17 protein-coding genes are annotated in these 21,317 nt (G+C 49.4%); all 17 read left to right on the forward strand.

The features are described from left to right. The first annotated feature begins 1 nt into the window (after window position 1). Complete coding sequence (locus EIM92_RS12515) at window positions 2-952, forward strand: ABC transporter permease (protein ID WP_125082920.1); 951 nt, start codon at window positions 2-4, stop codon at window positions 950-952. 11 nt (window positions 953-963) lie between these two features. Next, complete coding sequence (locus EIM92_RS12520) at window positions 964-1,959, forward strand: ABC transporter ATP-binding protein (protein ID WP_125082921.1); 996 nt, start codon at window positions 964-966, stop codon at window positions 1,957-1,959. Further along, on the forward strand, window positions 1,956-2,894 hold the full coding sequence (locus EIM92_RS12525) for an ABC transporter ATP-binding protein (RefSeq protein ID WP_211344363.1): 939 nt from the start codon (window positions 1,956-1,958) through the stop codon (window positions 2,892-2,894). Before EIM92_RS12520 ends, EIM92_RS12525 begins: the two co-directional genes overlap by 4 nt. Window positions 2,895-3,040: 146 nt before the next feature. Continuing rightward, window positions 3,041-4,678 (forward strand): bacillithiol biosynthesis cysteine-adding enzyme BshC, encoded by a 1,638-nt coding sequence (bshC, locus tag EIM92_RS12530; RefSeq protein WP_125082923.1) that lies wholly within the window; start codon window positions 3,041-3,043, stop codon window positions 4,676-4,678. A 59-nt stretch (window positions 4,679-4,737) separates the two neighbouring features. Continuing rightward, window positions 4,738-6,006 (forward strand): adenosylhomocysteinase, encoded by a 1,269-nt coding sequence (locus EIM92_RS12535; RefSeq protein ID WP_125082924.1) that lies wholly within the window; start codon window positions 4,738-4,740, stop codon window positions 6,004-6,006. 364 nt (window positions 6,007-6,370) lie between these two features. Next, window positions 6,371-6,808 carry a division/cell wall cluster transcriptional repressor MraZ gene (mraZ, locus tag EIM92_RS12540; RefSeq protein WP_125082925.1) on the forward strand — a complete coding sequence of 146 codons (438 nt, stop codon included), beginning with the start codon at window positions 6,371-6,373 and terminating at the stop codon, window positions 6,806-6,808. 20 nt (window positions 6,809-6,828) lie between these two features. Further along, entirely contained in the window at window positions 6,829-7,800 is a 972-nt protein-coding gene (gene rsmH / locus EIM92_RS12545) for a 16S rRNA (cytosine(1402)-N(4))-methyltransferase RsmH (RefSeq protein ID WP_125082926.1), read from the forward strand. 4 nt (window positions 7,801-7,804) lie between these two features. Then, on the forward strand, window positions 7,805-8,233 hold the full coding sequence (locus EIM92_RS12550) for a hypothetical protein (RefSeq protein WP_125082927.1): 429 nt from the start codon (window positions 7,805-7,807) through the stop codon (window positions 8,231-8,233). A gap of 20 nt (window positions 8,234-8,253) precedes the next feature. Further along, on the forward strand, window positions 8,254-10,500 hold the full coding sequence (locus EIM92_RS12555) for a penicillin-binding transpeptidase domain-containing protein (protein ID WP_125082928.1): 2,247 nt from the start codon (window positions 8,254-8,256) through the stop codon (window positions 10,498-10,500). A gap of 81 nt (window positions 10,501-10,581) precedes the next feature. Continuing rightward, window positions 10,582-12,534: a stage V sporulation protein D gene (locus EIM92_RS12560; RefSeq protein WP_125082929.1), complete on the forward strand. Its 1,953-nt coding sequence runs from the start codon at window positions 10,582-10,584 to the stop codon at window positions 12,532-12,534. A gap of 74 nt (window positions 12,535-12,608) precedes the next feature. Further along, the gene (locus EIM92_RS12565) at window positions 12,609-14,099 is read left to right on the forward strand and encodes a UDP-N-acetylmuramoyl-L-alanyl-D-glutamate--2,6-diaminopimelate ligase (protein ID WP_125082930.1); all 1,491 of its coding nucleotides are present in this window, start codon (window positions 12,609-12,611) and stop codon (window positions 14,097-14,099) included. Then, window positions 14,099-15,496, forward strand: a complete 1,398-nt coding sequence (locus EIM92_RS12570; protein ID WP_125085159.1) for a UDP-N-acetylmuramoyl-tripeptide--D-alanyl-D-alanine ligase — start codon at window positions 14,099-14,101, stop codon at window positions 15,494-15,496. Before EIM92_RS12565 ends, EIM92_RS12570 begins: the two co-directional genes overlap by 1 nt. Window positions 15,497-15,519: 23 nt before the next feature. Then, complete coding sequence (mraY, locus tag EIM92_RS12575; RefSeq protein WP_125082931.1) at window positions 15,520-16,485, forward strand: phospho-N-acetylmuramoyl-pentapeptide-transferase; 966 nt, start codon at window positions 15,520-15,522, stop codon at window positions 16,483-16,485. 4 nt (window positions 16,486-16,489) lie between these two features. Continuing rightward, the gene (murD, locus tag EIM92_RS12580; protein WP_125082932.1) at window positions 16,490-17,914 is read left to right on the forward strand and encodes a UDP-N-acetylmuramoyl-L-alanine--D-glutamate ligase; all 1,425 of its coding nucleotides are present in this window, start codon (window positions 16,490-16,492) and stop codon (window positions 17,912-17,914) included. A gap of 49 nt (window positions 17,915-17,963) precedes the next feature. After that, on the forward strand, window positions 17,964-19,061 hold the full coding sequence (gene spoVE, locus EIM92_RS12585) for a stage V sporulation protein E (RefSeq protein WP_125082933.1): 1,098 nt from the start codon (window positions 17,964-17,966) through the stop codon (window positions 19,059-19,061). A 6-nt stretch (window positions 19,062-19,067) separates the two neighbouring features. Then, on the forward strand, window positions 19,068-20,186 hold the full coding sequence (gene murG / locus EIM92_RS12590; RefSeq protein WP_125082934.1) for an undecaprenyldiphospho-muramoylpentapeptide beta-N-acetylglucosaminyltransferase: 1,119 nt from the start codon (window positions 19,068-19,070) through the stop codon (window positions 20,184-20,186). 212 nt (window positions 20,187-20,398) lie between these two features. Beyond that, a complete protein-coding gene (gene murB, locus EIM92_RS12595) occupies window positions 20,399-21,304 on the forward strand; it encodes a UDP-N-acetylmuramate dehydrogenase (protein WP_125082935.1) in 906 nt (301 codons plus the stop codon). Window positions 21,305-21,317 lie beyond the last annotated feature (13 nt).

The following is a 21,317-nucleotide window of genomic DNA, read 5'->3' on the forward strand; positions in this document are numbered from 1 at the left end:
GATGGATCTAAAACCAATGAAAATAATGCCGGCCCCTGCTGACCTGAAGCCGGAAGATTTTCGCAAAATCGGCACGGACGAGAGGGAAGCTGAAGTCATTCAGCGTGAAAGTATTTCGGCATGGAAAGATGCTTGGTATCGTTTACGCAGCAACAAACTAGCGATGGGCGCCCTTGGTATGTTGATATTGATTACGCTTGCCGCTATTTTTGGCCCGATGATTTCAGAGTATAACTATTATTCTAACGATTATATGAATACGAACTCACCGCCGTCGGTCGAGCATTGGTTCGGAACTGACGACCTCGGACGCGACGTGTTTGTCCGTACCTGGATGGGTGCAAGAATTTCCCTGATTGTAGGTTTGGCTGCCGCTTGTATCGATTTGTTGATCGGTGTTATATACGGAGGCATTATGGGATATTTTGGCGGACGTGTGGATGAGATCATGAATAAATTTTCAGAAATTCTATATTCGATTCCTTATCTATTGGTTACGATACTGCTTCTCGTCGTGATGGAGCCAAGTCTGGGCACGATTATACTGGCTTTAACCATTACCGGATGGATTAATATGTCCTGGATTGTCCGCGGTGAAATTATGCAGCTGAAGAACCGTGAATTCGTACTGGCTTCTCGTTCGATGGGTGCCGGCTCGGGGCGTCTTTTGTTCCGTCACCTCCTTCCGAATGCGGTTGGTCCGATCATTGTTACGGTTACATTGTCTGTTCCGAACGCGATTTTTGCTGAAGCGTTTCTTAGCTTCCTCGGTCTCGGTGTGCAAGCGCCGATCGCTTCTCTAGGTTCGATGATCAATGATGCGCTTACGGGCTGGTTGTACTTCCCTTGGCGGATGTTGTTCCCAGCTATTCTGATCAGCTTAATTATGCTGTCGTTTAATGTTTTCGGCGATGGTCTTCGTGATGCGCTGGATCCAAAAATGAAAAAATAGGAGGTGGAATGATGGAACCGATTTTACAGGTTAAGGATCTGCATGTATCCTTTCAGGTTAAAGGCGGAGAAGTAAAAGCCGTTCGCGGCATGAACTTCGAGATAGGTAAAGGGGAAACGGTTGCTATCGTTGGTGAGTCAGGCAGTGGGAAAAGTGTCACAGCCCAAACAATCATGCGCCTAATCCCGTCCCCTCCATCGATAATCAAGCAAGGTGAGGTTCTATTCCAAGGACAGGACTTGCTGAAGAAAAGTATTAAACAAATGGAAGCTATTCGCGGTAAAGATATCGGTATGATATTTCAAGACCCGATGACTTCCCTGAACCCAACGATAAAGATCGGTAAGCAAATTACCGAAGTGTTAGTCAAACATCAGAATATGTCAGCGGCTGAAGCTCAAGCTCAAGCGATTGAGATGCTGAAACTTGTCGGCATTAAAAATGCAGAAGCCCGCTTTAATCAATATCCTCATGAATTTTCCGGAGGGATGCGTCAACGTGCGATGATCGCGATTGCGCTGGCTTGCCGGCCAGCTCTGCTGATTGCCGATGAGCCGACGACTGCCCTTGACGTGACGATTCAAGCACAAATTATGGATGTCATGAAGGACATGCAGCAGCGTCTTGGCACATCTATCATTCTAATCACGCATGATCTTGGTGTCGTAGCAGGCATGTGTGATCGCGTAATTGTTATGTATGCTGGCGAGGTGGTCGAAACGGGAACGAAATGGGAGATTTTCAAAAATCCACAGCATCCCTACACTAAAGGATTGCTTCGTTCCATGCCGCGTCTGGATCAGAAGAAGGGTGAGCCGCTTATTCCGATTATCGGGACTCCGCCGGACTTGATTAAACCGCCGCTCGGCTGTCCGTTTGCTGCCCGCTGCGACCAGGCGATGAAGATTTGTGGACGGATTGATCCGGAGGCTACCGTATTTAGCGATACGCACACCGCACGCTGCTGGGATCTGCATCCGATGGCGAAGGAGGCGCAGTCGTCTTGAGTAAAAACTTGATCGAAGTCGAAGGTTTAAAGAAATATTTCAATGTCGGCGGCGGAAACGTGCTGAAGGCCGTGAATAATATTAGCTTCTCTATTGCGGAAGGCGAGACGTTAGGACTCGTTGGTGAGTCCGGTTGCGGCAAATCGACGGCCGGTCGTACGATTCTTCGTTTGTACGAGCCTACTGCAGGTAGCGTGAGATTTAATGGGACGGACATTAACAAGCTGCCTCCGAAGCAAATGAAGGCGATGCGTCGCGATATGCAAATGATCTTCCAGGATCCTTACGCTTCGCTTAATCCTCGGTTTACCGTCACCGATATTATCGGTGAGGCGCTGGACATTCACAAAATGGCCGGCAGCCGGGCGGAACGGAAGAAGAGAGTAGAAGAGCTGCTGGATATGGTTGGGCTTAACCCGGATCATGCGACGCGTTATCCGCATGAGTTCTCCGGCGGACAGCGTCAGCGCATCGGAATTGCCCGTGCGCTCGCGGTTAATCCTAAATTCATTATTTGTGACGAACCGATCTCTGCACTCGACGTGTCCATTCAGGCGCAGGTCGTTAACCTGCTCAAAGACTTGCAGGATCGTCTAGGGTTGACTTATTTATTCATCGCTCATGATTTGTCCATGGTGAAGCATATTAGCGACAGAGTGGCGGTTATGTATTTGGGTCGCATTGTGGAGCTTGCGGAAAGTGAAGAACTGTACGCTAATCCGATGCATCCGTATACGAAGACGCTTTTGTCCGCTATTCCGATCCCTGACCCGGAAATTGAGGCAAACAAGAAACGCATTCTGCTTGAAGACGACGCCAATGGCCCGATTCAGTCGGCGAAAGACGGCGCTTCGAGCGGAGGAGCTTTTGATTTGGAGAATTCGGAGTTGGTTGAGGTATCCAAGGGACATTGGGTATCCATGCCGAAGAAATAAAAGTAGTGCAGATAAGCTCTCTTTGTGACGCGTTGCGCCACGAAGAGAGCTTTTTGCCGGATCCATGAGAATCACTTTGACGGGGAAGGAGTACATTCGGTACAATCGAATGGAGGTTTCCGATAGAACAGGAGGATATGAACCCGATGAACGTTGTTCAAGAGCCTTTACAATCTGGTCAACCGCTGGCGGAGTCTTATTTATCAGACTTTCAAGCAGTGGAGCATTTATTTGGTGGGCATCCGGCTGAAGAAGGAAGTTGGTCGGCTAGACTGCAGTGGCTCGATCGGACGGAGCATCTTCGGGCCGGGCGGAGAGAGCTAGTTCAGCGACTGCGGCAATATAATGAACGGTTTAACCCCAATCCTGCTGTAACGAAATCATTGAGCAAGCTGGGGCAGCCGGGAACCGTGGTTATCGTTGGAGGACAGCAAAGCGGGCTGTTTACAGGGCCTCTGCTTGTCATATATAAAGCCATAACCATCATTAAGGCGGCTGAGCGGGCATCCAAGCAGCTGGGCCGCGATGTTGTTCCGGTATTCTGGATCGCCGGTGAGGATCATGACTGGGATGAGGTAGACCATACATACGTACTCTCGCCCGAGCTTGAAGTGTCCCGAATTCGTATTCCGCGTGAGGATGGTCGCAGAGGCTCGGTCAGCTATACTGTAGTCAAAGCCGAGGAATGGGAGAGGGCAGTCAGAGATCTAGACCAATTACTTCCAGATAGTGAATTTAAAGCGGATCTGCTAGGACAATTAAGGGACGCATTATCCGTTTCCGCTTCATTGACTGAAGCATTTGCAAGATTACTTGGTACCTGGTTTGGAAAGTACGGACTTGTATTGCTTGATTCTGCTGATCCGACGCTGCGTAGGCTGGAGGTGCCGATGTTTGAAGCGATGATTCGAAGCAATGATGAGCTGGAATCTGCTTATCATGCTGCCTCTAGAGACATTACCTCGCTGGGCTACCGCCCACAGGCAGAAGTCGCGGAGGGTGGAGCGAATCTTTTCTATATCGCAGAGGGGGAGCGCTTGCTGCTGTTTAAGCGGGGGGATGTGTATACTGACCGTAAAGGCTTGGTCGCTTTTTCGCGGGAGGCACTTATTGCCGAGCTGCACAGACATCCCGAGCGGTTTAGTAACAATGTGTTAACCCGACCTCTCATGCAGGACTATTTGCTTCCTGTACTTGGCTCTGTCCTTGGTAACGGGGAAATTGCCTATTGGGGTCTTACCGGTAAAGCGTTCGAGCTGCTTGAGCTGCGAATGCCGCTTTTACTGCCTCGAATGTCGTTTACGATCATGGATGACACGACGCAAAAGCATATGGACAAATATAGTTTGTCATGGGAAGATGTAATAGATCATACCGCATTTACAAGGATTAAGGCCGATTGGCTGGCAAAGCAGGATAAGCTGCAGCTTGATGCGCAGTTTGCAGAAATGAAGAGGGCATTTGCCGGCTTATACGATCCGTTAATTGAGCAGCTAGGTCAAGTTGAGAAAGGTTTGATCAAGCTTGGGAACACTAATAAAACGAAGATAATCGAGCAAATGGACTTTTTGCAGGTGCGCGTCAAAGAGGCGATGGAAAGAAGCAATGAAGCTGGCCTGCGACATTTTGACCGCATTGAATTTACCTTGTTTCCCCAGCATAAGCCGCAGGAGCGAGTTTTTAATATTTATGCCTATTTGAATCGATATGGAATTGACTGGATTGATCGTCTGATGGAGGTTCCGTATGAAATGATGGGGCAGCACAGAATGGTTTATGCTTAATGTCGGCTTACGCGGTAGAAAAAGGGTATTCGAGCAGATATTTTTAGGAGGGAATTAACTTGACGACAAAATCGATTCAGAACAGCGTGATTACGGATTTGAAGCTGGCCCCGGAGGGCCATTTAAAAATCGACTGGGTTGAAGCCCATATGCCCGTGCTTAGTCGTATTCGCAAACAATTCGAGCAGGAGCAACCTTTTAAAGGCTTGAAAGTGGCAATTTCTTTGCATTTGGAGGCGAAAACAGCTTATTTGGCTAAAGTCGTTCAAGCTGGCGGCGCCGAGGTTACGATTACGGGGAGCAATCCGCTGTCCACCCAGGATGATGTATGTGCGGCGCTTGTCGAAGATGGCGTAACGGTATTTGCGAAATATAATCCTGATCCGAAGGAATATAAGGAACTGTTGATTCGCGCACTGGAGAACAAGCCGGATCTCATTATTGACGATGGTGGGGATCTCGTCAGCATCCTTCATTCCGAGCGTCCTGACCTGCTTGAGTACATACGCGGCGGCGCGGAAGAAACAACGACCGGTATCCTCCGTCTTAAAGCAATGGAGAAGGAAGGTCAATTAAAATTCCCTATGGTGGCGGTAAATGACGCTTACTGTAAATACTTGTTTGACAATCGTTACGGAACAGGCCAATCGGTTTGGGATGGCATTAACCGGACGACAAATCTTGTCGTTGCCGGAAAAACCGTTGTTGTCGTAGGTTACGGTTGGTGCGGCAAAGGGGTTGCCATGCGTGCGAAGGGGCTCGGGGCGAACGTCATCGTGACTGAGATTGATGCAATCAAAGCGGTCGAGGCTTACATGGACGGTTTTCAAGTTATGCCGATGGTTGAGGCGGCCAAAGTTGGCGACTTCTTCGTAACGGTAACGGGCAACCGCGATGTTATTCGCGGTGAGCACTATGACGTAATGAAGGACGGAGCTATTCTGTCCAACGCAGGCCATTTCGACGTTGAGGTGAACAAGCCGGAGCTGGAAGAGCGTTCCTCCTCGGTGCGGACCGTACGCCGTAATATTGAAGAATATCAATTAAAGGATGGGCGTAAAATGTACATTCTGGCGGAAGGGCGTCTAGTGAACCTGGCAGCAGGTGATGGCCATCCAGCAGAAATTATGGATATGACCTTTGCGCTTCAAGCCTTGTCCTTGAAATATGTAAATGAGCATTATAAGGAAATCGGTGCTTCTGTTGTCAACGTGCCATATGAATTGGATGAACTCGTGGCTCGGAACAAACTGGAAAGCCTTGGAGTCAGCATTGATCAGCTTACTGAAGAGCAGCGTGCTTATTTGGATAGCTGGCAGGAGAACTAAGGTAAGCTTAAATAGGTAGTTGTATTTATTTGTTGACTAAGGCAGTCAGGAAATATACTTTCCTGGACTGCCTTTTTTTGCTTATATCATGTAGCAGGTTTCATGCGTCATGCTTCTCATGCTGAGCAAGAGTATAGGTCATATGCATAATTGAAACCAGGGACTTTAGTCCTTTTGTCAACGCACTTTATACCTAACTGCTTTATGTAAAACCTGGTATTATGCATAGGATTCTAAAAATCAGGGCTTTCTTTAAAAAATAATTTGCTTTCTAGGAGGATTTTAAGCTAGAATGCAGAATAACTAGTCATGAGTGGTGGAAAGTGGTGCAAAGTGGGGGAAAGAGGTAAGGAGTGACGGTTCAATGTTTATGGGGGAATTCCAACATAGCATTGATGACAAAGGTCGGATTATTATACCGGCTAAATTTCGTGAGCTTCTTGGAGCCTCTTTTGTGGTTACCCGCGGTTTGGACCAATGCCTCTTTGTGTATCCGATGGAGGAATGGAGCGTGCTGGAACAGAAGCTCAAAGCCCTCCCTTTGATGAAGTCTGACGCTCGTGCCTTTACCCGCTTTTTTTTCTCGGGTGCGACGGAATGCGAGTGGGACAAACAGGGAAGGGTAAATTTACCGGGAAATTTGCGGCAGTACGCTAAGCTGGAGAAAGATTGTGTTGTTCTGGGTGTCTCTAATCGGGTTGAAATTTGGAGCCGTGACACTTGGGAGCAGTATTTCCAGCAGTCGGAGGATACCTTTAATGACATTGCAGAGAAGCTGGTTGATTTTAATTTTGATTTGTAAACGGTCTGGAGGGCTGCAGCTTGTTTCATCACATCACAGTACTTAAAGAAGAAGCAACAGAAGGGCTGCGCATCAAGCCGAATGGTATTTATGTAGATTGTACCTTGGGGGGCGGAGGGCATAGCTCGGTTATACTGTCCAGGCTTGGAAGAGAAGGCAGGTTAATTGCCTTTGACCAGGATGATTGGGCGCATGATCATGCCAAAGCTAAATTGTCTTCTTATGGGGAGCAGTTAACCTTGGTGCGAAGCAATTTTAGATATTTACAGGAAAAATTGTCCGAATTGGAATGGGTGCCGAAAAAGGAGGGCGTGCCGCAAGTTGATGGCATACTGTTTGACTTAGGCGTATCATCTCCTCAATTTGACGAGGGCGAGCGAGGGTTTAGCTATAATGCGGATGCGCTGCTGGATATGAGAATGGATCAGACAGCCAGCCTCACAGCCAGAGAAATTGTCAATGAATGGCCTGAGCGTGAGATAGCTCGCATTTTGTTCCAGTACGGGGAAGAGAAGTTTTCAAGGCGGATCGCGAAAGTGATCGTAGAGAGGCGCTCAGAGCACCCAATTGAAACGACGGAGCAGCTCGTGGAACTCATTAAAGAGGGGATCCCGGCAGCGGCGCGCCGAACGGGTGGGCATCCGGCTAAGCGAAGCTTTCAGGCCCTGCGGATTGCAGTCAACGATGAGCTCGGTGCATTCGAAGATGGTTTGCACGCTGCGATTCGCTGCCTGGCGCCAGGCGGCAGGGCTTCAGTGATTACCTTCCATTCGCTAGAAGACCGGATTTGCAAGCAGATTTTCGCGAAATTTGTCGAGAAATGCACTTGTCCTCCTGATTTTCCGATGTGCGTTTGTGGGGGAAAGGGAGAGCTGAAGCTCATCAACCGGAAGCCGGTAGTTCCTACAGAACAGGAACTTGTTGATAATCCCCGGGCGCGTTCAGCAAAATTACGCGTAGCGGAGAAATTGCAATCTGTAGCGGAGGAGTAGTGAAATGGCCTATACACGGGGTAATTTGGCGGTAAAAGAAAAAACACAACAACGCGGCTACCAGTCACAGCGCTATCGCGAAACGACCAAGGTCGTCACTCGTAAATCCACGCTTCCTGTGCGGGAGAAGCTGCTGTACATGTTTACAATTGTGTTCTGCGTAGCCGTTATGGGCGGTCTGCTATGGCAAAATTCTAAACTTTATGGCATGAAGCGGGATATGTACAATATAAATTCTGATATCCAGAAGATGAATGCCGAAATGAACGAGCTGATGATTCGGAAAGAAAAGCTGGAGGTGCAAATCCCTCAAGAAGCTGCTAAGCTCGGTTACACAGAACCGAACGAAGAAGGATTTCATGTACAAGTTTCAACGGGGGCAGGCAGCGAAGCTGCGAATTCGGGAGACGCCGCAAAGATCACCCGGAAATAAGGTTTAAAGAGGTTCTAGCCATGATTAAGAGAATTAAATTGCGGACACTACTTATAGGGGGAATAACGACCCTCTTTTTTGCTGTATTGATGGGAAGAGTGTTTTGGATTCAGGTTGTTGAGGCAGATTTTTGGCAGGCCCATGCGGAAAAGGTGTGGTCGAAGAAGAAGACGATTCCGGCTACCCGAGGCAAAATCACAGATCGGAATGGAGAAATATTAGCAGTGGATGCTCCCGCCTACACGGTGGCCGTTAATCCCCAGCTCGTTCATGAGCTTGGCATTCAGGAAGATATCGTGAAGGGACTTCATGAAATTCTAGGGAAGAAAGAGGACGAGCTTCGCGAGCTGTTGAATGCCAAAAATGCAGATGGGAAGTATTACCGGCAGAGAGAAGTGCGTAGTGAAGGCTGGAAGGTTGATCAGGATGTCAAGGTGAAGGTCGAGAAGTTAAGAGATGATCTGGAAAAGAAATATGAGCTTGAAGATGTAGGAATTATTCTCATCAAAGAACAGAAGCGCTATTATCCGAGACGGAGTCTTGCTGCGCATATTCTTGGTTATGTCAATCGTGAAGGCCAGGCCGTTCAAGGGACGGGGATCGAAGCTTCCTACGATGAGCAGCTTAAAGGTCAGGATGGCTCGCTTGAATATAAGAGCGATGGCCGTGGTATAGAAATTCCCAAAGCAAGCGAAATATATACGCCAGTAAAAAATGGCAATGATTTACAGCTGACGATTGACTATACAATCCAGTATTATATCGAAGAGGCGATGAAGGAAGCTTATGCCGAGCTGAACCCGATCAGTATGACGGCGATCGCCGCAGATCCCAACACGATGGAGATTCTGGGCATGGCGAATATGCCGACCTTCGATCCGAATGAATATTGGAAGGACGTCGATCAGAGGAATTTTTACAATCATGCGATTAAATCAGTGTACGAGCCAGGGTCTACATTTAAGATCATTACCTTGGCAGGAGCGGTTCAGGAAGGCTTGTTCAACCCTAACGAAAGCTTTATGTCAGGTAGTATTCGCGTACCCGGCCAAACGATTCATGACGTAAAGCGTTCAGGATGGGGAGCTATTTCGTATTTGGAAGGGGTTAAGCGTTCTAGTAACGTTGCTTTTGTCAAGCTTGGTTATGAGAAGCTGGGACCTGAACTGCTCGAGCAATATGTCCGTGACTTTGGTTTCGGCCAACAGACAGGCATTGAGCTGTCCGGCGAGGCCAAGGGGACGGTAAGTCCTGTATACCAGGCCGACTATGCCGCAATGTCCTATGGGCACGGTAAATTGCTCGTAACCCCGCTTCAGCAGGTAGCAGCGGTAGCGGCGGTGGCTAACGGCGGCAAATTAATGGAGCCGCACATCGTCAAATCCATCACTGACCCGCATACCGGGGAAACGGTAACTACGAAGCCAAAAGTCATACGTGAAGTCATGTCGCCCGAGAAAGCGAAGGAAGTAAGCGGCTATTTGGAGCAGGTCGTCTCGGATAAGGTAATTGGAACCGGGCGTCATGCCTATATCGAAGGATATCGTATAGCTGCTAAGACGGGTACGGCGGTTAAACCGGCCAAGGGCGGTGGATATGATTACTCCAAACAGGTTGTTTCCTACCTTGGATACGCGCCTGTAGAAGATCCGAAAATCATTATTCTCGTACTTATTGACGAACCGAGCAATTCCGAACTGGGCGGCGGGTCTGCTGCCGGGCCGATTGTTAAGAAAATTCTAAATCAAGCGTTGCAGTATATGGGAGTGCCGAAGCAACTAGACAATGCAGAGAATCAGGCAGCATCGCTTACAAGTGACAAAAAGGCCCCGAATCTTAGCGATTTGCCTGTCCAGCAAGCGAAGGATTTGCTGGCAAGCAAGGGGATTTCTTACGCTACTTTGGGGAATGGAAGTAAGGTCGTGTCGCAATTCCCGAAGGTTGGGACTTATATGAAGACAGGGCAGCATATGTACATTTTGACGGAAGAAGGCCAGAACTTGAATATTCCTAACTTAAAAGGCCAATCACTGCGCGATGCGATGGAGTTGTTGTCGGTGCTGCAGGTGTCTGTGAAAACGGTAGGTGAGGGGTATGTTGTTGACCAACAGGTGGCTCAGGTTCAAGGTCAAAGGCAGGTGACGCTTGTACTGGAGCCTCTTAGCAAAGAACTGGTTGATGAAGAAACGGACGAGGCTGCTTTGGATGAAGGGGAAGAGAACCGAGCGGAGGCTGCGGATCAGGATGTTGATAGCTCCACCCCATAGCTTGTTCTAACCCCTGTTTGTCCTGAATAGTCATGATAGCAGTATGATCATGTCTTGAGGAATAAACAGGGGGGGCAATCTATGAAAGTATCTAAGGTTACGGTCAGACGAAGACTGTTGCTGTTGCTGCTGCTGCTGGTTCTGCTTTTTGCGGCCCTGGTCATCAGGTTAGCTTATGTTCAATTAGGCCAAGGAGCGGAACTGTCGGCCAAAGCGGAGGACTCATGGCGCCGTAACATCCCTTTCTCTGCCAAACGCGGAGAAATCAGCGATCGTAACGGGGTTACGCTCGCCTATAATATAACGACGCCGACGGTCATGGCGATTCCGGTACAGATTAAATCCCCAGAGACTACAGCTCGCAGCTTGGCGCCCTTGCTCGGAATGAACGAGGAAGAGATTCTAAAAACGATCACGAAGCGACAATCGATAGTTAGGCTGCAACCCGGCGGACGCAAAATTACGATGGAGAAAGGACAGCAAATTCGTGATTTGGCTCTCCCGGGTATTGTTGTTGCTGAGGATAACAAAAGGTATTATCCTTATGGAGGGCTTGCTGCCCATATTCTTGGATTTACGGGAAGCTACAACCAGGGGCTTACGGGGGTCGAGAAAAAATACGACAGCCAGTTAAATGGGATGAATGGCAGCATTTCGTACTTATCTGATGCCGGCGGCAGGCTGATGCCGGGTTCATCGGAGAAGTATGTCCAGCCGAAAGATGGGCTGAATTTGCAGCTGACGATCGACAAGACGATCCAAAGCATTATGGAGCGGGAGCTCGATCAGGCGATGGCTAGATTGCAGGCAAATTCTGCGATCTCTATTGCTATGAATCCAAAAAACGGAGAAATATTAGCAATGGCAGCGCGTCCTGGATATGAGCCAGGTCTCTACCAGGAGTACCCTGCAGAGGTATACAATCGCAATCTGCCGATTTGGATGACGTATGAGCCGGGTTCTACGTTCAAGATCATTACCCTTGCAGCTGCCTTGGAAGAGAAGAAAGTAGATCTTCTGAACGAAAAGTTTTTTGATCCAGGTTATATTAAGGTGGCTGGCGCTTCGCTTCGCTGTTGGAAAAGGGGCGGACATGGCAGTCAGACTTTTCTTCAGGTCGTGGAGAATTCCTGTAACCCAGGGTTCGTTACGCTTGGACAGCGGCTTGGCAAAGAAACTTTGTTTAAATATATTAAAGATTTTGGTTTTGGCAGTAAGACGGGGATTGATCTTAGCGGTGAAGAGAATGGTATTTTGTTTAAGCTCTCTCAGGTTGGTCCGGTAGAGCTGGCAACAACTTCTTTCGGCCAAGGGGTGTCGGTAACCCCGATTCAGCAGATTACTGCCGTTTCGGCGGCAATTAACGGCGGCAAGCTGTTTAAGCCGTATGTCACGAAATCCTGGATCAATCCTGATACCGGACAGGTTGTCGACGAGGTAGAGCCGACCGTCGTTCGGCAGGTCATTTCCGAAGAAACCTCGAAGCAAGTGAGGAATGCGCTGGAGAGCGTCGTAGCAAATGGGACGGGGGGGAATGCTTTTATCGACGGATATCGTGTAGGCGGCAAGACGGGAACCGCCCAGAAGGTCATAAATGGAAGGTATTCGACGAGCGAGCATATCGTGTCCTTTATTGGTTTTGCGCCTGCGGATGATCCGCAAATCGTCGTGTACACTGCCGTAGATAATCCGCAAGGCATTCAATTCGGGGGTGTTGTGGCTGCGCCGATCGTTCGAAATATTTTGACTGATGCTCTGGAATATATGAAAATCCCTCCTCGTAAGGAGCAGGTGGCAAAGAAGTATAAGTACGGGGAAACGAAAATCGTGGTGGTTCCGGACTTGATTGGCCACAGTGTGCAGGAAATATATGAGGATTTAAATATGAACTTTTCTTTGGCTAAATCGGGGGTAGGCACTATTGTCATCAATCAAGCACCGAAGCCTGGTACAAGGGTAGAGAGCGGCTCGACGATCCGCATCTACATGGGTAAGGAATCGGAAGCTGAGATCGAGCATGAGCATAGTGAATAATATTCCTGAAACGCCATACTCTTGGTGATAATATAAGTGAGTGTAAAAACGAAAGAAATCGACGGAGGGGTCTTATGCTGCTGACAGAGCTGGCTACATATTTAATAGCATCTAGAATACATGGCGATGGAGAGACGCTGTGCCAAGGCATTGCTATTGATTCGAGGCAGGTGAAGGCGGGGGATTTATTCATTTGTCTGCCGGGTTATACGGTGGATGGGCATGATTTCGCTCCTCAGGCTGCTGAGCAGGGGGCAACAGCGCTTGTTGTTGAACGGTATTTGGAACATGTGGATCTTCCGCAGCTTCAGGTCAGGGATAGCAGGCTTGCTATGGCGATCTTAAGCAACGTGTTCTATCATACGCCGAGCTCACGCATGAAAGTGATCGGAGTAACAGGGACGAACGGCAAGACGACGACGACTTATCTCATAGAACGTATTCTTGCGGATCAACAGATGAATACGGGGCTGATCGGCACCATTGAGCGAAAGTACGCCGGGAAGGCTGTTCCAATGCCGAGAACGACTCCGGAGTCATTGGATCTGCAGCATTATTTAAATGAAATGACGGAGAGTGGAGCGGACTATTGTGTGATGGAAGTATCCTCCCACGCGCTCCAGCAAGGACGGGTCAAAGGAACGAAGTTCCGCACCGCGGTCTTTACGAATTTAACGCAGGATCATCTCGATTATCATCATACGATGGAAGAGTATCGGGCTGCGAAAGGGCTGTTCTTCTCTCGACTTGGGAATACCTATGAGAGCGACCCCGAACAGCGCATTTATGCCGTGCTTAATGCAGACGATCCGGCTTCTGACTATTTTGCGAAGCAAACGGCAGCTGAAGTCGTGACTTATGGCGTGGAGAAAGCAGCGGATATTCGGGCTTCGAATATCGTGATTACTGCGCGAGGGACCTCCTTTCACGTTGATACCTTTCAGGGCAGCACTGACATTTCGCTTCGAATGGTGGGCAAATTTAATGTTTATAACGCTTTGGCCGCGATTGCTGCAGCTTTATTAGAAGGTGTTACGCTGAATCGTATCAAAGAGAGCCTGGAAGCTCTGAAAGGGGTCGACGGACGCGTTGAGGCTGTGGATGAAGGCCAATCATTTGCTGTCATCGTTGATTACGCCCATACGCCCGACGGTCTGGAAAACGTGCTGCGTACGGTTACTGAGTTTGCTGTTGGGCGGGTAATTTGTGTATTTGGCTGCGGTGGGGATAGGGATCGGACGAAGCGACCGATTATGGGTCAAATAGCCGCCCGCTATGCACAGCATGTCATCATCACGTCAGATAATCCTCGCACGGAGGATCCTGAAGCGATTCTAGTCGACATTGCCGCTGGACTGAAAGAGGACAACGTGGCCGAGGAGCGCTATGAGCTCATTGTAGATCGGCGTGAGGCGATCCAAAAGGCTATTGAAATGGCAAGCAGTGAAGATGTAGTATTGATTGCGGGGAAAGGTCATGAGACCTATCAATTGATCGGAACAGCGGTGCATGATTTTGACGATCGGATCGTCGCTAAAGAAGCGATAAGGGGCTTGAGCAAGTGATAAAAAGAAACTTGAGAGAAGTAGCAGCCATGTGCGGCGGAGAACTTCGCATGGCGGATGATGCCGAATTGACGATACAAGGTGTTACCACGGATTCTCGAAGTATTTCAGAGAACTGCTTATTTATTCCACTCACAGGAGAGCGGTTTGATGGGCATGATTTTGCAGCGGATTGTCTGGTGTCAGGTGCTGGCGCAGTACTGTGGGACAAAGCTAAGGGGCTGCCGCCAGGCCCTGCTGTTATCGTAGATGATACGCTCGGAGCTTTACAGCGGCTTGCCCAGAGTTATTTGCGGGAAAGCCGGGCAAGGGTCGTAGGAATTACGGGAAGCAATGGCAAGACGACGACGAAGGACATCGTATTCGCTCTGCTCTCCACCACATTTAAGGTGCATAAGACCCAAGGGAATTTCAACAATCATATCGGGCTGCCGTTGACCATTCTTGCGATGCCTGCGGATGCGGATATTGTCGTGTTGGAGATGGGGATGAGCGGGCGCCACGAAATCGAATTGCTATCGAAGCTGGCCGAGCCGGAAGTGGCCGTCATTACGAATATAGGGGAAGCTCATTTGCTGCAGTTGGGCTCTAAACTGGAAATCGCCAGAGCTAAAATGGAAATTTTGGCGGGGTTGAAGTCGGGAGGGTTGCTTGTTTATGATGGCGATGAACCACTCCTTGCGGAGGTACTCCGTGAATCAGCTGCCTCCAACCCGGTTCACTTCAATACGACGACCTTTGGGCTCGATCCTCAGAATGATGATTACCCCGTAGAATTAATGTATATGGATGATAGTATGGTATTTACGTCCAGCGCTGGTGGCGATTCACAGCTTCACTTGCCTCTTCTGGGGCAGCACAACGTTATCAACGGTCTCGCGGCAATCGCCGTGGCTCGTTATTTCGGCGTGTCGGAACAGGCGATTAAGGAGGGGCTATCGGGAGTAAAGCTCACCGGTATGCGGATCGAGGTTGTAAAAGGACGCAGTGGGATTACAATTTTGAATGATGCCTACAACGCCAGTCCAACCGCCATGAAAGCTGCTATCGGGGTGCTGGAGAATATGAAGGGCTATCGGAATAAGATTGCCGTATTGGGTGACATGCTGGAGCTAGGGCCGACCGAGAATGAGCTGCATCGGGAGATTGGTGGCTATATTTCCGCCGGCAAATTGGATCGATTGTTCACCTATGGCGCATTGGGAGCCAAAATTGCCGAAGGCGCTGCCGAGCATTTGGACCAAGAGAGCATTCACGCATATACTGATAAAGCTGAACTCATATCGGAACTGTTGAGTGTACTGCATCCTAAAGATGTAGTGCTCGTTAAGGGATCTCGGGGAATGAGGCTAGAAGACGTCGTGGAGGCTGTCAAAAGCAGCGAACTACATCAATAATACCGGCGAAAGGGGGGGAACCCGTGGATTTTGGACTTATACTGCTAACGATTGGAGTATCATTTATACTGGCTGTCATTTCAGCGCCACTGCTTATTCCACTTCTACGGCGAATGAAATTCGGACAACAGATTCGCGGTGAAGGACCGCAAAGCCATCAGAAGAAAGCGGGTACGCCCACGATGGGCGGTATTGTCATCATATTGGCATTCACACTGGCTTTCCTGAAATTTTCGGTCATTAATACGGATTTTTATATATTGCTCGTAGCAACTCTAGGATTCGGCTTGATCGGTTTTCTGGATGATTATATTAAAATCGTATTTAAGCGTTCCTTAGGACTAACGCCGAGACAGAAATTGTTCGGACAGCTGCTTTTCGCCGGCATCATATGCGCCCTGCTTATTTCTGACGGGCATAGTACTGCGTTAGGTATACCAGGTACGAAAATCTCGTTTGATTGGGGGGCATGGTTCTACTATCCCTTTATTATTCTTATGATGCTTGCTATCAGCAATGCCGTGAATTTTACTGACGGACTTGATGGATTGCTGTCAGGAGTTAGTGCCATCGCTTTCGGTGCTTATGCCGTAATTGCAATGCAGGCCACATCCATCCCGGCTGCAGTATGTGCTGCCGCGATGATTGGCGCGGTACTAGGATTTCTTGTGTTTAATGCCCATCCGGCTAAGGTGTTCATGGGAGATACCGGGTCGCTGGGTATCGGCGGCGCTATCGCTGCCATTGCGATTATAACTAAAAGCGAATTGTTGTTCCTGGTGATCGGCGGGGTATTCGTCGTCGAGATGTTATCTGTGGTGCTTCAGGTGATTTCATTCAAAACACGGGGCAAACGAATATTTAAAATGAGCCCGATTCACCACCATTTTGAGCTTTCGGGCTGGTCGGAGTGGCGGGTCGTCGTTACCTTTTGGGCTGTTGGTTTAGTGCTAGCGGGGTTTGGACTTTATCTATACAAGGGGTTGTAAAATCATGAAACATCCTGAACAATACCGGGGTCGGCAGGTTGTTGTCCTGGGCCTTGCGAGAAGCGGCGTTCAAGTTGCCAAAACCCTGCATCGCCATGGCGCGGTCGTAACTGTAAATGACAAAAAGGACAGAGATCAATGTCCCGAAGCTTCTGAATTGGAGGCTTTGGGAATTTCTGTTCTATGCGGGGGGCATCCCGATGAGCTGATCCATCAGGAGATAGAGCTCGTTATTAAAAACCCGGGTATTCCCTATAGTGCACCGCCCGTCGTTAAAGCGCTGGACCTGGGCATCGACGTCGTCACCGAGGTTGAGGTCGCCTATCATTTATGCGCAGCGCCTATGATCGGCATTACAGGATCTAACGGAAAGACGACGACAACGACATGGATCGGCAATATACTGCAATCAGCTGGCCTACATCCGATTATCGCAGGCAATATCGGAACGCCGCTTTGTGAGTCTGCGGAAGAAGCGCATACGGACAACTGGATGGTCGTAGAGCTTAGCAGCTTCCAGCTAAAGGGGATAGCGCAATTTCGTCCAGCAATCGGCGTGCTGCTCAATGTAGCAGAGACGCATCTGGATTATCACGGTTCAATGGAAGACTATATTTCTTCCAAAGCAAAGCTGTTCGTGAATCAGACGGAAGAGGATACCGCCGTCATTAACTGGGATGACCCGGTTTGTCGTGAGCTTGTCCCTTATATTAGAGCAAAACTTCTCCCGTTCTCTATGACGGAGCGACTACAAGCGGAGGGGGTTTACATTGAACCTCCGTATTTGCCGCATGAACAGCATGGAGGGCTAAGAACTATTGTCTACAAAAGTTCTGAAGGAACTGTGACTGATATTATTCAGGTGGATGAGATCGGCTTGCCTGGTCGTTTTAATGTGGAGAACGCGCTGGCGGCAATTGCCGCCTGCCTCGCAGCGGGGATGAGTTCGGAGCAGCTTGCTTCGCCACTTCGTTCATTCCGGGGTGTGGAGCATCGTCTGGAATATGTAGGTGCCAAAGATGGCGTAACCTACTATAATAACTCGAAAGCGACGAATTCAAAGGCGACAATGATGGCGATCGAGGCGCTGGATGCGCCGATTGTGCTCGTTGCCGGAGGGTTGGATCGCGGTTCTGATTACGTGGAGCTGGTTCCTGCATTTAAGGACAAGGTTAAAGCCGTGGTAGCTCTGGGAGAGACGAAAGAGAAAATAGCTCATATTGCAAAGCTGGCCGGATTACCGGACGCGTTGCTTGTCGATACTGGAGACAGTGCTGCCGATACACTGCGTACGGCTACTCGCAAGGCTGCCGAGCTGGCAGAGCCGGGGGATATTGTTCTGCTATCACCTGCCTGCGCCAGCTGGGACATGTTTGCTTCTTACGAGGAACGGGGACGCATTTTTAAAGAGGCAGTGCATACCCTTTAAGTAGGGGGGTGGAAAAGCCCCTACTTTCAGTTAAGAGGTGGCTTCCACGATGAGCAAAAATCGCATGGCGCCGGATTTCTGGCTAATGTCCAGCATATTGGGACTGCTGGCAATAGGGATTATCATGGTATATAGCGCGGGCTCTGTTCTCGCTTTTCATGATTACGGGGACTCCTTCTATTTCGTCAAGCGGCAGCTGCTATTCGCCATACTAGGGCTTGCGGCGATGTTGTTTATGATGAACCTGGATTATCGCCATTTGCGCAAGTTTGCAAAAATCGGCTTGCTGGTCTGTTTCGCCCTGCTCATCATCGTGCTTATTCCCGGAATAGGCGTCGTTCGCGGCGGAGCCCGGAGCTGGCTCGGCATAAGCTCCTTCGGCATCCAGCCCTCCGAGTTTATGAAGCTCGGGATGATTTTGTTTCTATCCTATTGGCTCAGCAAGGAAGATTACAAGATTACGATGTTTACGAAAGGGCTATTGCCCCCGCTGGGCGTGATGGGCCTTGCGTTTGGCCTCATTATGCTGCAGCCGGATTTGGGGACTGGCACGGTTATGATGGGAGCGGCCCTGCTTATTGTGTTTACCGCGGGAGCAAGGGTTAAACATCTGGCTGGACTGGCTGCAGTTGGCGTAATAGGGTTTGCGGGGCTCATATTGGCTGCTCCCTACCGTTTGCAGAGAATTACCGCCTTTCTTGATCCATGGTCTGACCCGCTTGGAGCGGGGTATCAAATTATTCAATCGCTTTACGCGATCGGGCCAGGCGGATTGGCAGGTCTTGGGCTAGGAATGAGCCGCCAGAAATACAGCTATGTTCCTGAGCCACAGACGGATTTTATCTTCTCTATTTTGGCAGAGGAGCTTGGCTTTATTGGTGGATTGCTAGTTCTCCTTCTATTCCTCATATTAGTATGGAGGGGTATGAGAGTGGCGATGACAGTGGAGGACAGCTTTGGGAGCTTGCTTGCCGTCGGTATTGTCGGTATGGTTGCTGTACAGGTTGTCATCAATATCGGCGTCGTCATCGGTCTCATGCCTGTCACAGGCATTACTTTGCCGCTGATCAGCTATGGGGGCTCCTCGCTCACGTTAATGCTGACAGCGCTTGGTATTTTATTGAATTTATCCCGTTATGCGAGGTGAGAAACTATGCGCGTCGTGCTAAGCGGCGGCGGAACGGGGGGGCATATTTATCCCGCTCTGGCGATTGCGAATCAATGCGGTGCGGAATACCCTGATTCTGAATTTTTATATATTGGCGGAGAACGAGGGCTAGAGAGCTCTTTAGTACCCAAGGAGAATATTCCTTTTAGAGCTATAAATATTACCGGCTTTCGACGAAAACTATCATTGGATAACGTCAAGACAGTTATTCGTTTTATGAGAGGCGTGCGTACTTCCAAGCGCCTATTGCGCGATTTCAAGCCGGATGTCGTGATCGGCACGGGGGGGTACGTTTGCGGTCCGGTTGTATATGCGGCGGCCAAGCTAGGCATTCCGTGCATCATCCATGAGCAGAATGCGGTACCCGGACTAACGAATCGCTTCCTGAGCAAATATGTTTCTACGGTAGCCGTCAGCTTCGAAGGCTCCGGGGCCTCCTTTCCGGCGGCGAAGAAAATAATTTATACCGGAAATCCGCGGGCCACAACTGTATTTGAAGCGGATAAAAATAAGGGATATGTCTCTCTTCGGCTTCCCCAAGGCAGTCCGATCGTTCTTGTAGTCGGCGGTAGCCGCGGAGCGAAGGCCATTAACGAAGCGATGATTGATATGGCCCCTTCTATCGGCAAGCTTGGACATGTTTCATTTATTTATGTTACCGGAGAAAGTTACTATGAAAATACGAAAACAGCGATTGCTGCTAAGCTAGGTGAGATGCCCGGTAATTTGCGGATACTGCCTTACGTGCATAATATGCCCGAGGTACTGGCATGCACCTCGTTAATCGTAAATCGGGCGGGAGCATCTTTTTTAGCGGAAATCACAGCTTTAGGAATACCGTCTATTTTGATTCCTTCCCCGAATGTCACGAATAATCATCAGGAGAAAAACGCGAGATCGCTAGAGATGTCAGGAGCATCTGAGGTGATTGTTGAGCCGGATTTGAATGGCAGCTCATTATTTGCGGCTATAGAACGCATTATGACTGATTCCTCTCTTCACCGTTCGATGTCCGCTGCAGCCAAGCAGCTCGGGAAGCCGGAATCGGCTCATTTGGTCGTGGAAGAAATGCGAAGGCTCGTTCGAAATCAAGGAAAACGTTAAGGATTTGCGGGGGCTGGGCTTTTGTCACACTCTTACTTGAGAGGGCATAAGATACCATATAAATCGTGACAATCCATGCGGGGCAGAAGGATGAACGTCAATCTGCGTCTACGCAAACCCATGCAGCCGGTGAAATTATATGGATAAACCGATCATCGGACGGCCTGATTTCCGTACGGGATTCGGCATGTTAGTCAAGGAGGGATTTTCAGATGCAGCAGTGGATTTCGAAATTGTCAGAACAGGAAGTGGGCGAGGTCATTCCTAATGAGCCAATGTCGAAGTATACGACTTGGAAAATAGGAGGACCGGCCGACGCTCTGATCGTCCCAGAGAACAAATGGCAGCTGGCCAACTTGATACGCCGGCTTTATGAAGAGCGGATTCCTTGGTTAATGGTGGGGAAAGGCTCTAACATGCTTGTTTCCGATAAGGGCATTAGAGGTGCGGTGATCAAACTGGGTGGAGAAATGGAGCAGATCCAATTTCGGGGAACCGAGGTCGAAGCGGGGGGAGGCGCCTCGTTTGTAAGACTGAGCATTATGGCGGGGAAGGAAGGCATGACCGGTCTGGAATTTGCTGGGGGGATTCCGGGAACCGTCGGTGGAGCCGTATATATGAACGCCGGCGCTCACGGGTCTGATGTGTCACGGATATTTAAATCCGCTGAAATTGTTCTGGAGACGGGTGAGTTGGTAACTTATCATGCACAGGATATGGACTTTTCATACCGCCATTCCATCTTGCATGGGAGCCGAGGCGTGGTGGCGAATGCCATCTTCACCTTGGAGGAGGGGGATCGCCTGGAGATTGCGGCCGCCATGGCTTCCTATAAGGATCGCCGCCGAAAGACTCAACCGCTGCAGCAACCGTGCGCGGGGAGCGTATTCCGAAACCCGGCAGGGGATTATGCAGCTAGGTTGATTGAAGCGGCGGGCCTCAAGGGGCGGAGCATAGGCGGAGCGCAAATATCCGAGCTGCATGCCAATTTCATTGTCAATACGGGGCAAGCGACAGCAGAGGACGTTCTCGCGCTCATGGAGCTAATCAAAGATACCATTGCTACTAGGAATGAAATTGCTTTGGTGCCGGAGGTTTACTTCGTGGGTGAACGGTAAACTCGGAGGTGAT

The organism is Paenibacillus lentus (genome assembly GCF_003931855.1).
In the GTDB taxonomy this organism is placed as follows: Bacteria; Bacillota; Bacilli; order Paenibacillales; family Paenibacillaceae; genus Fontibacillus; species Fontibacillus lentus.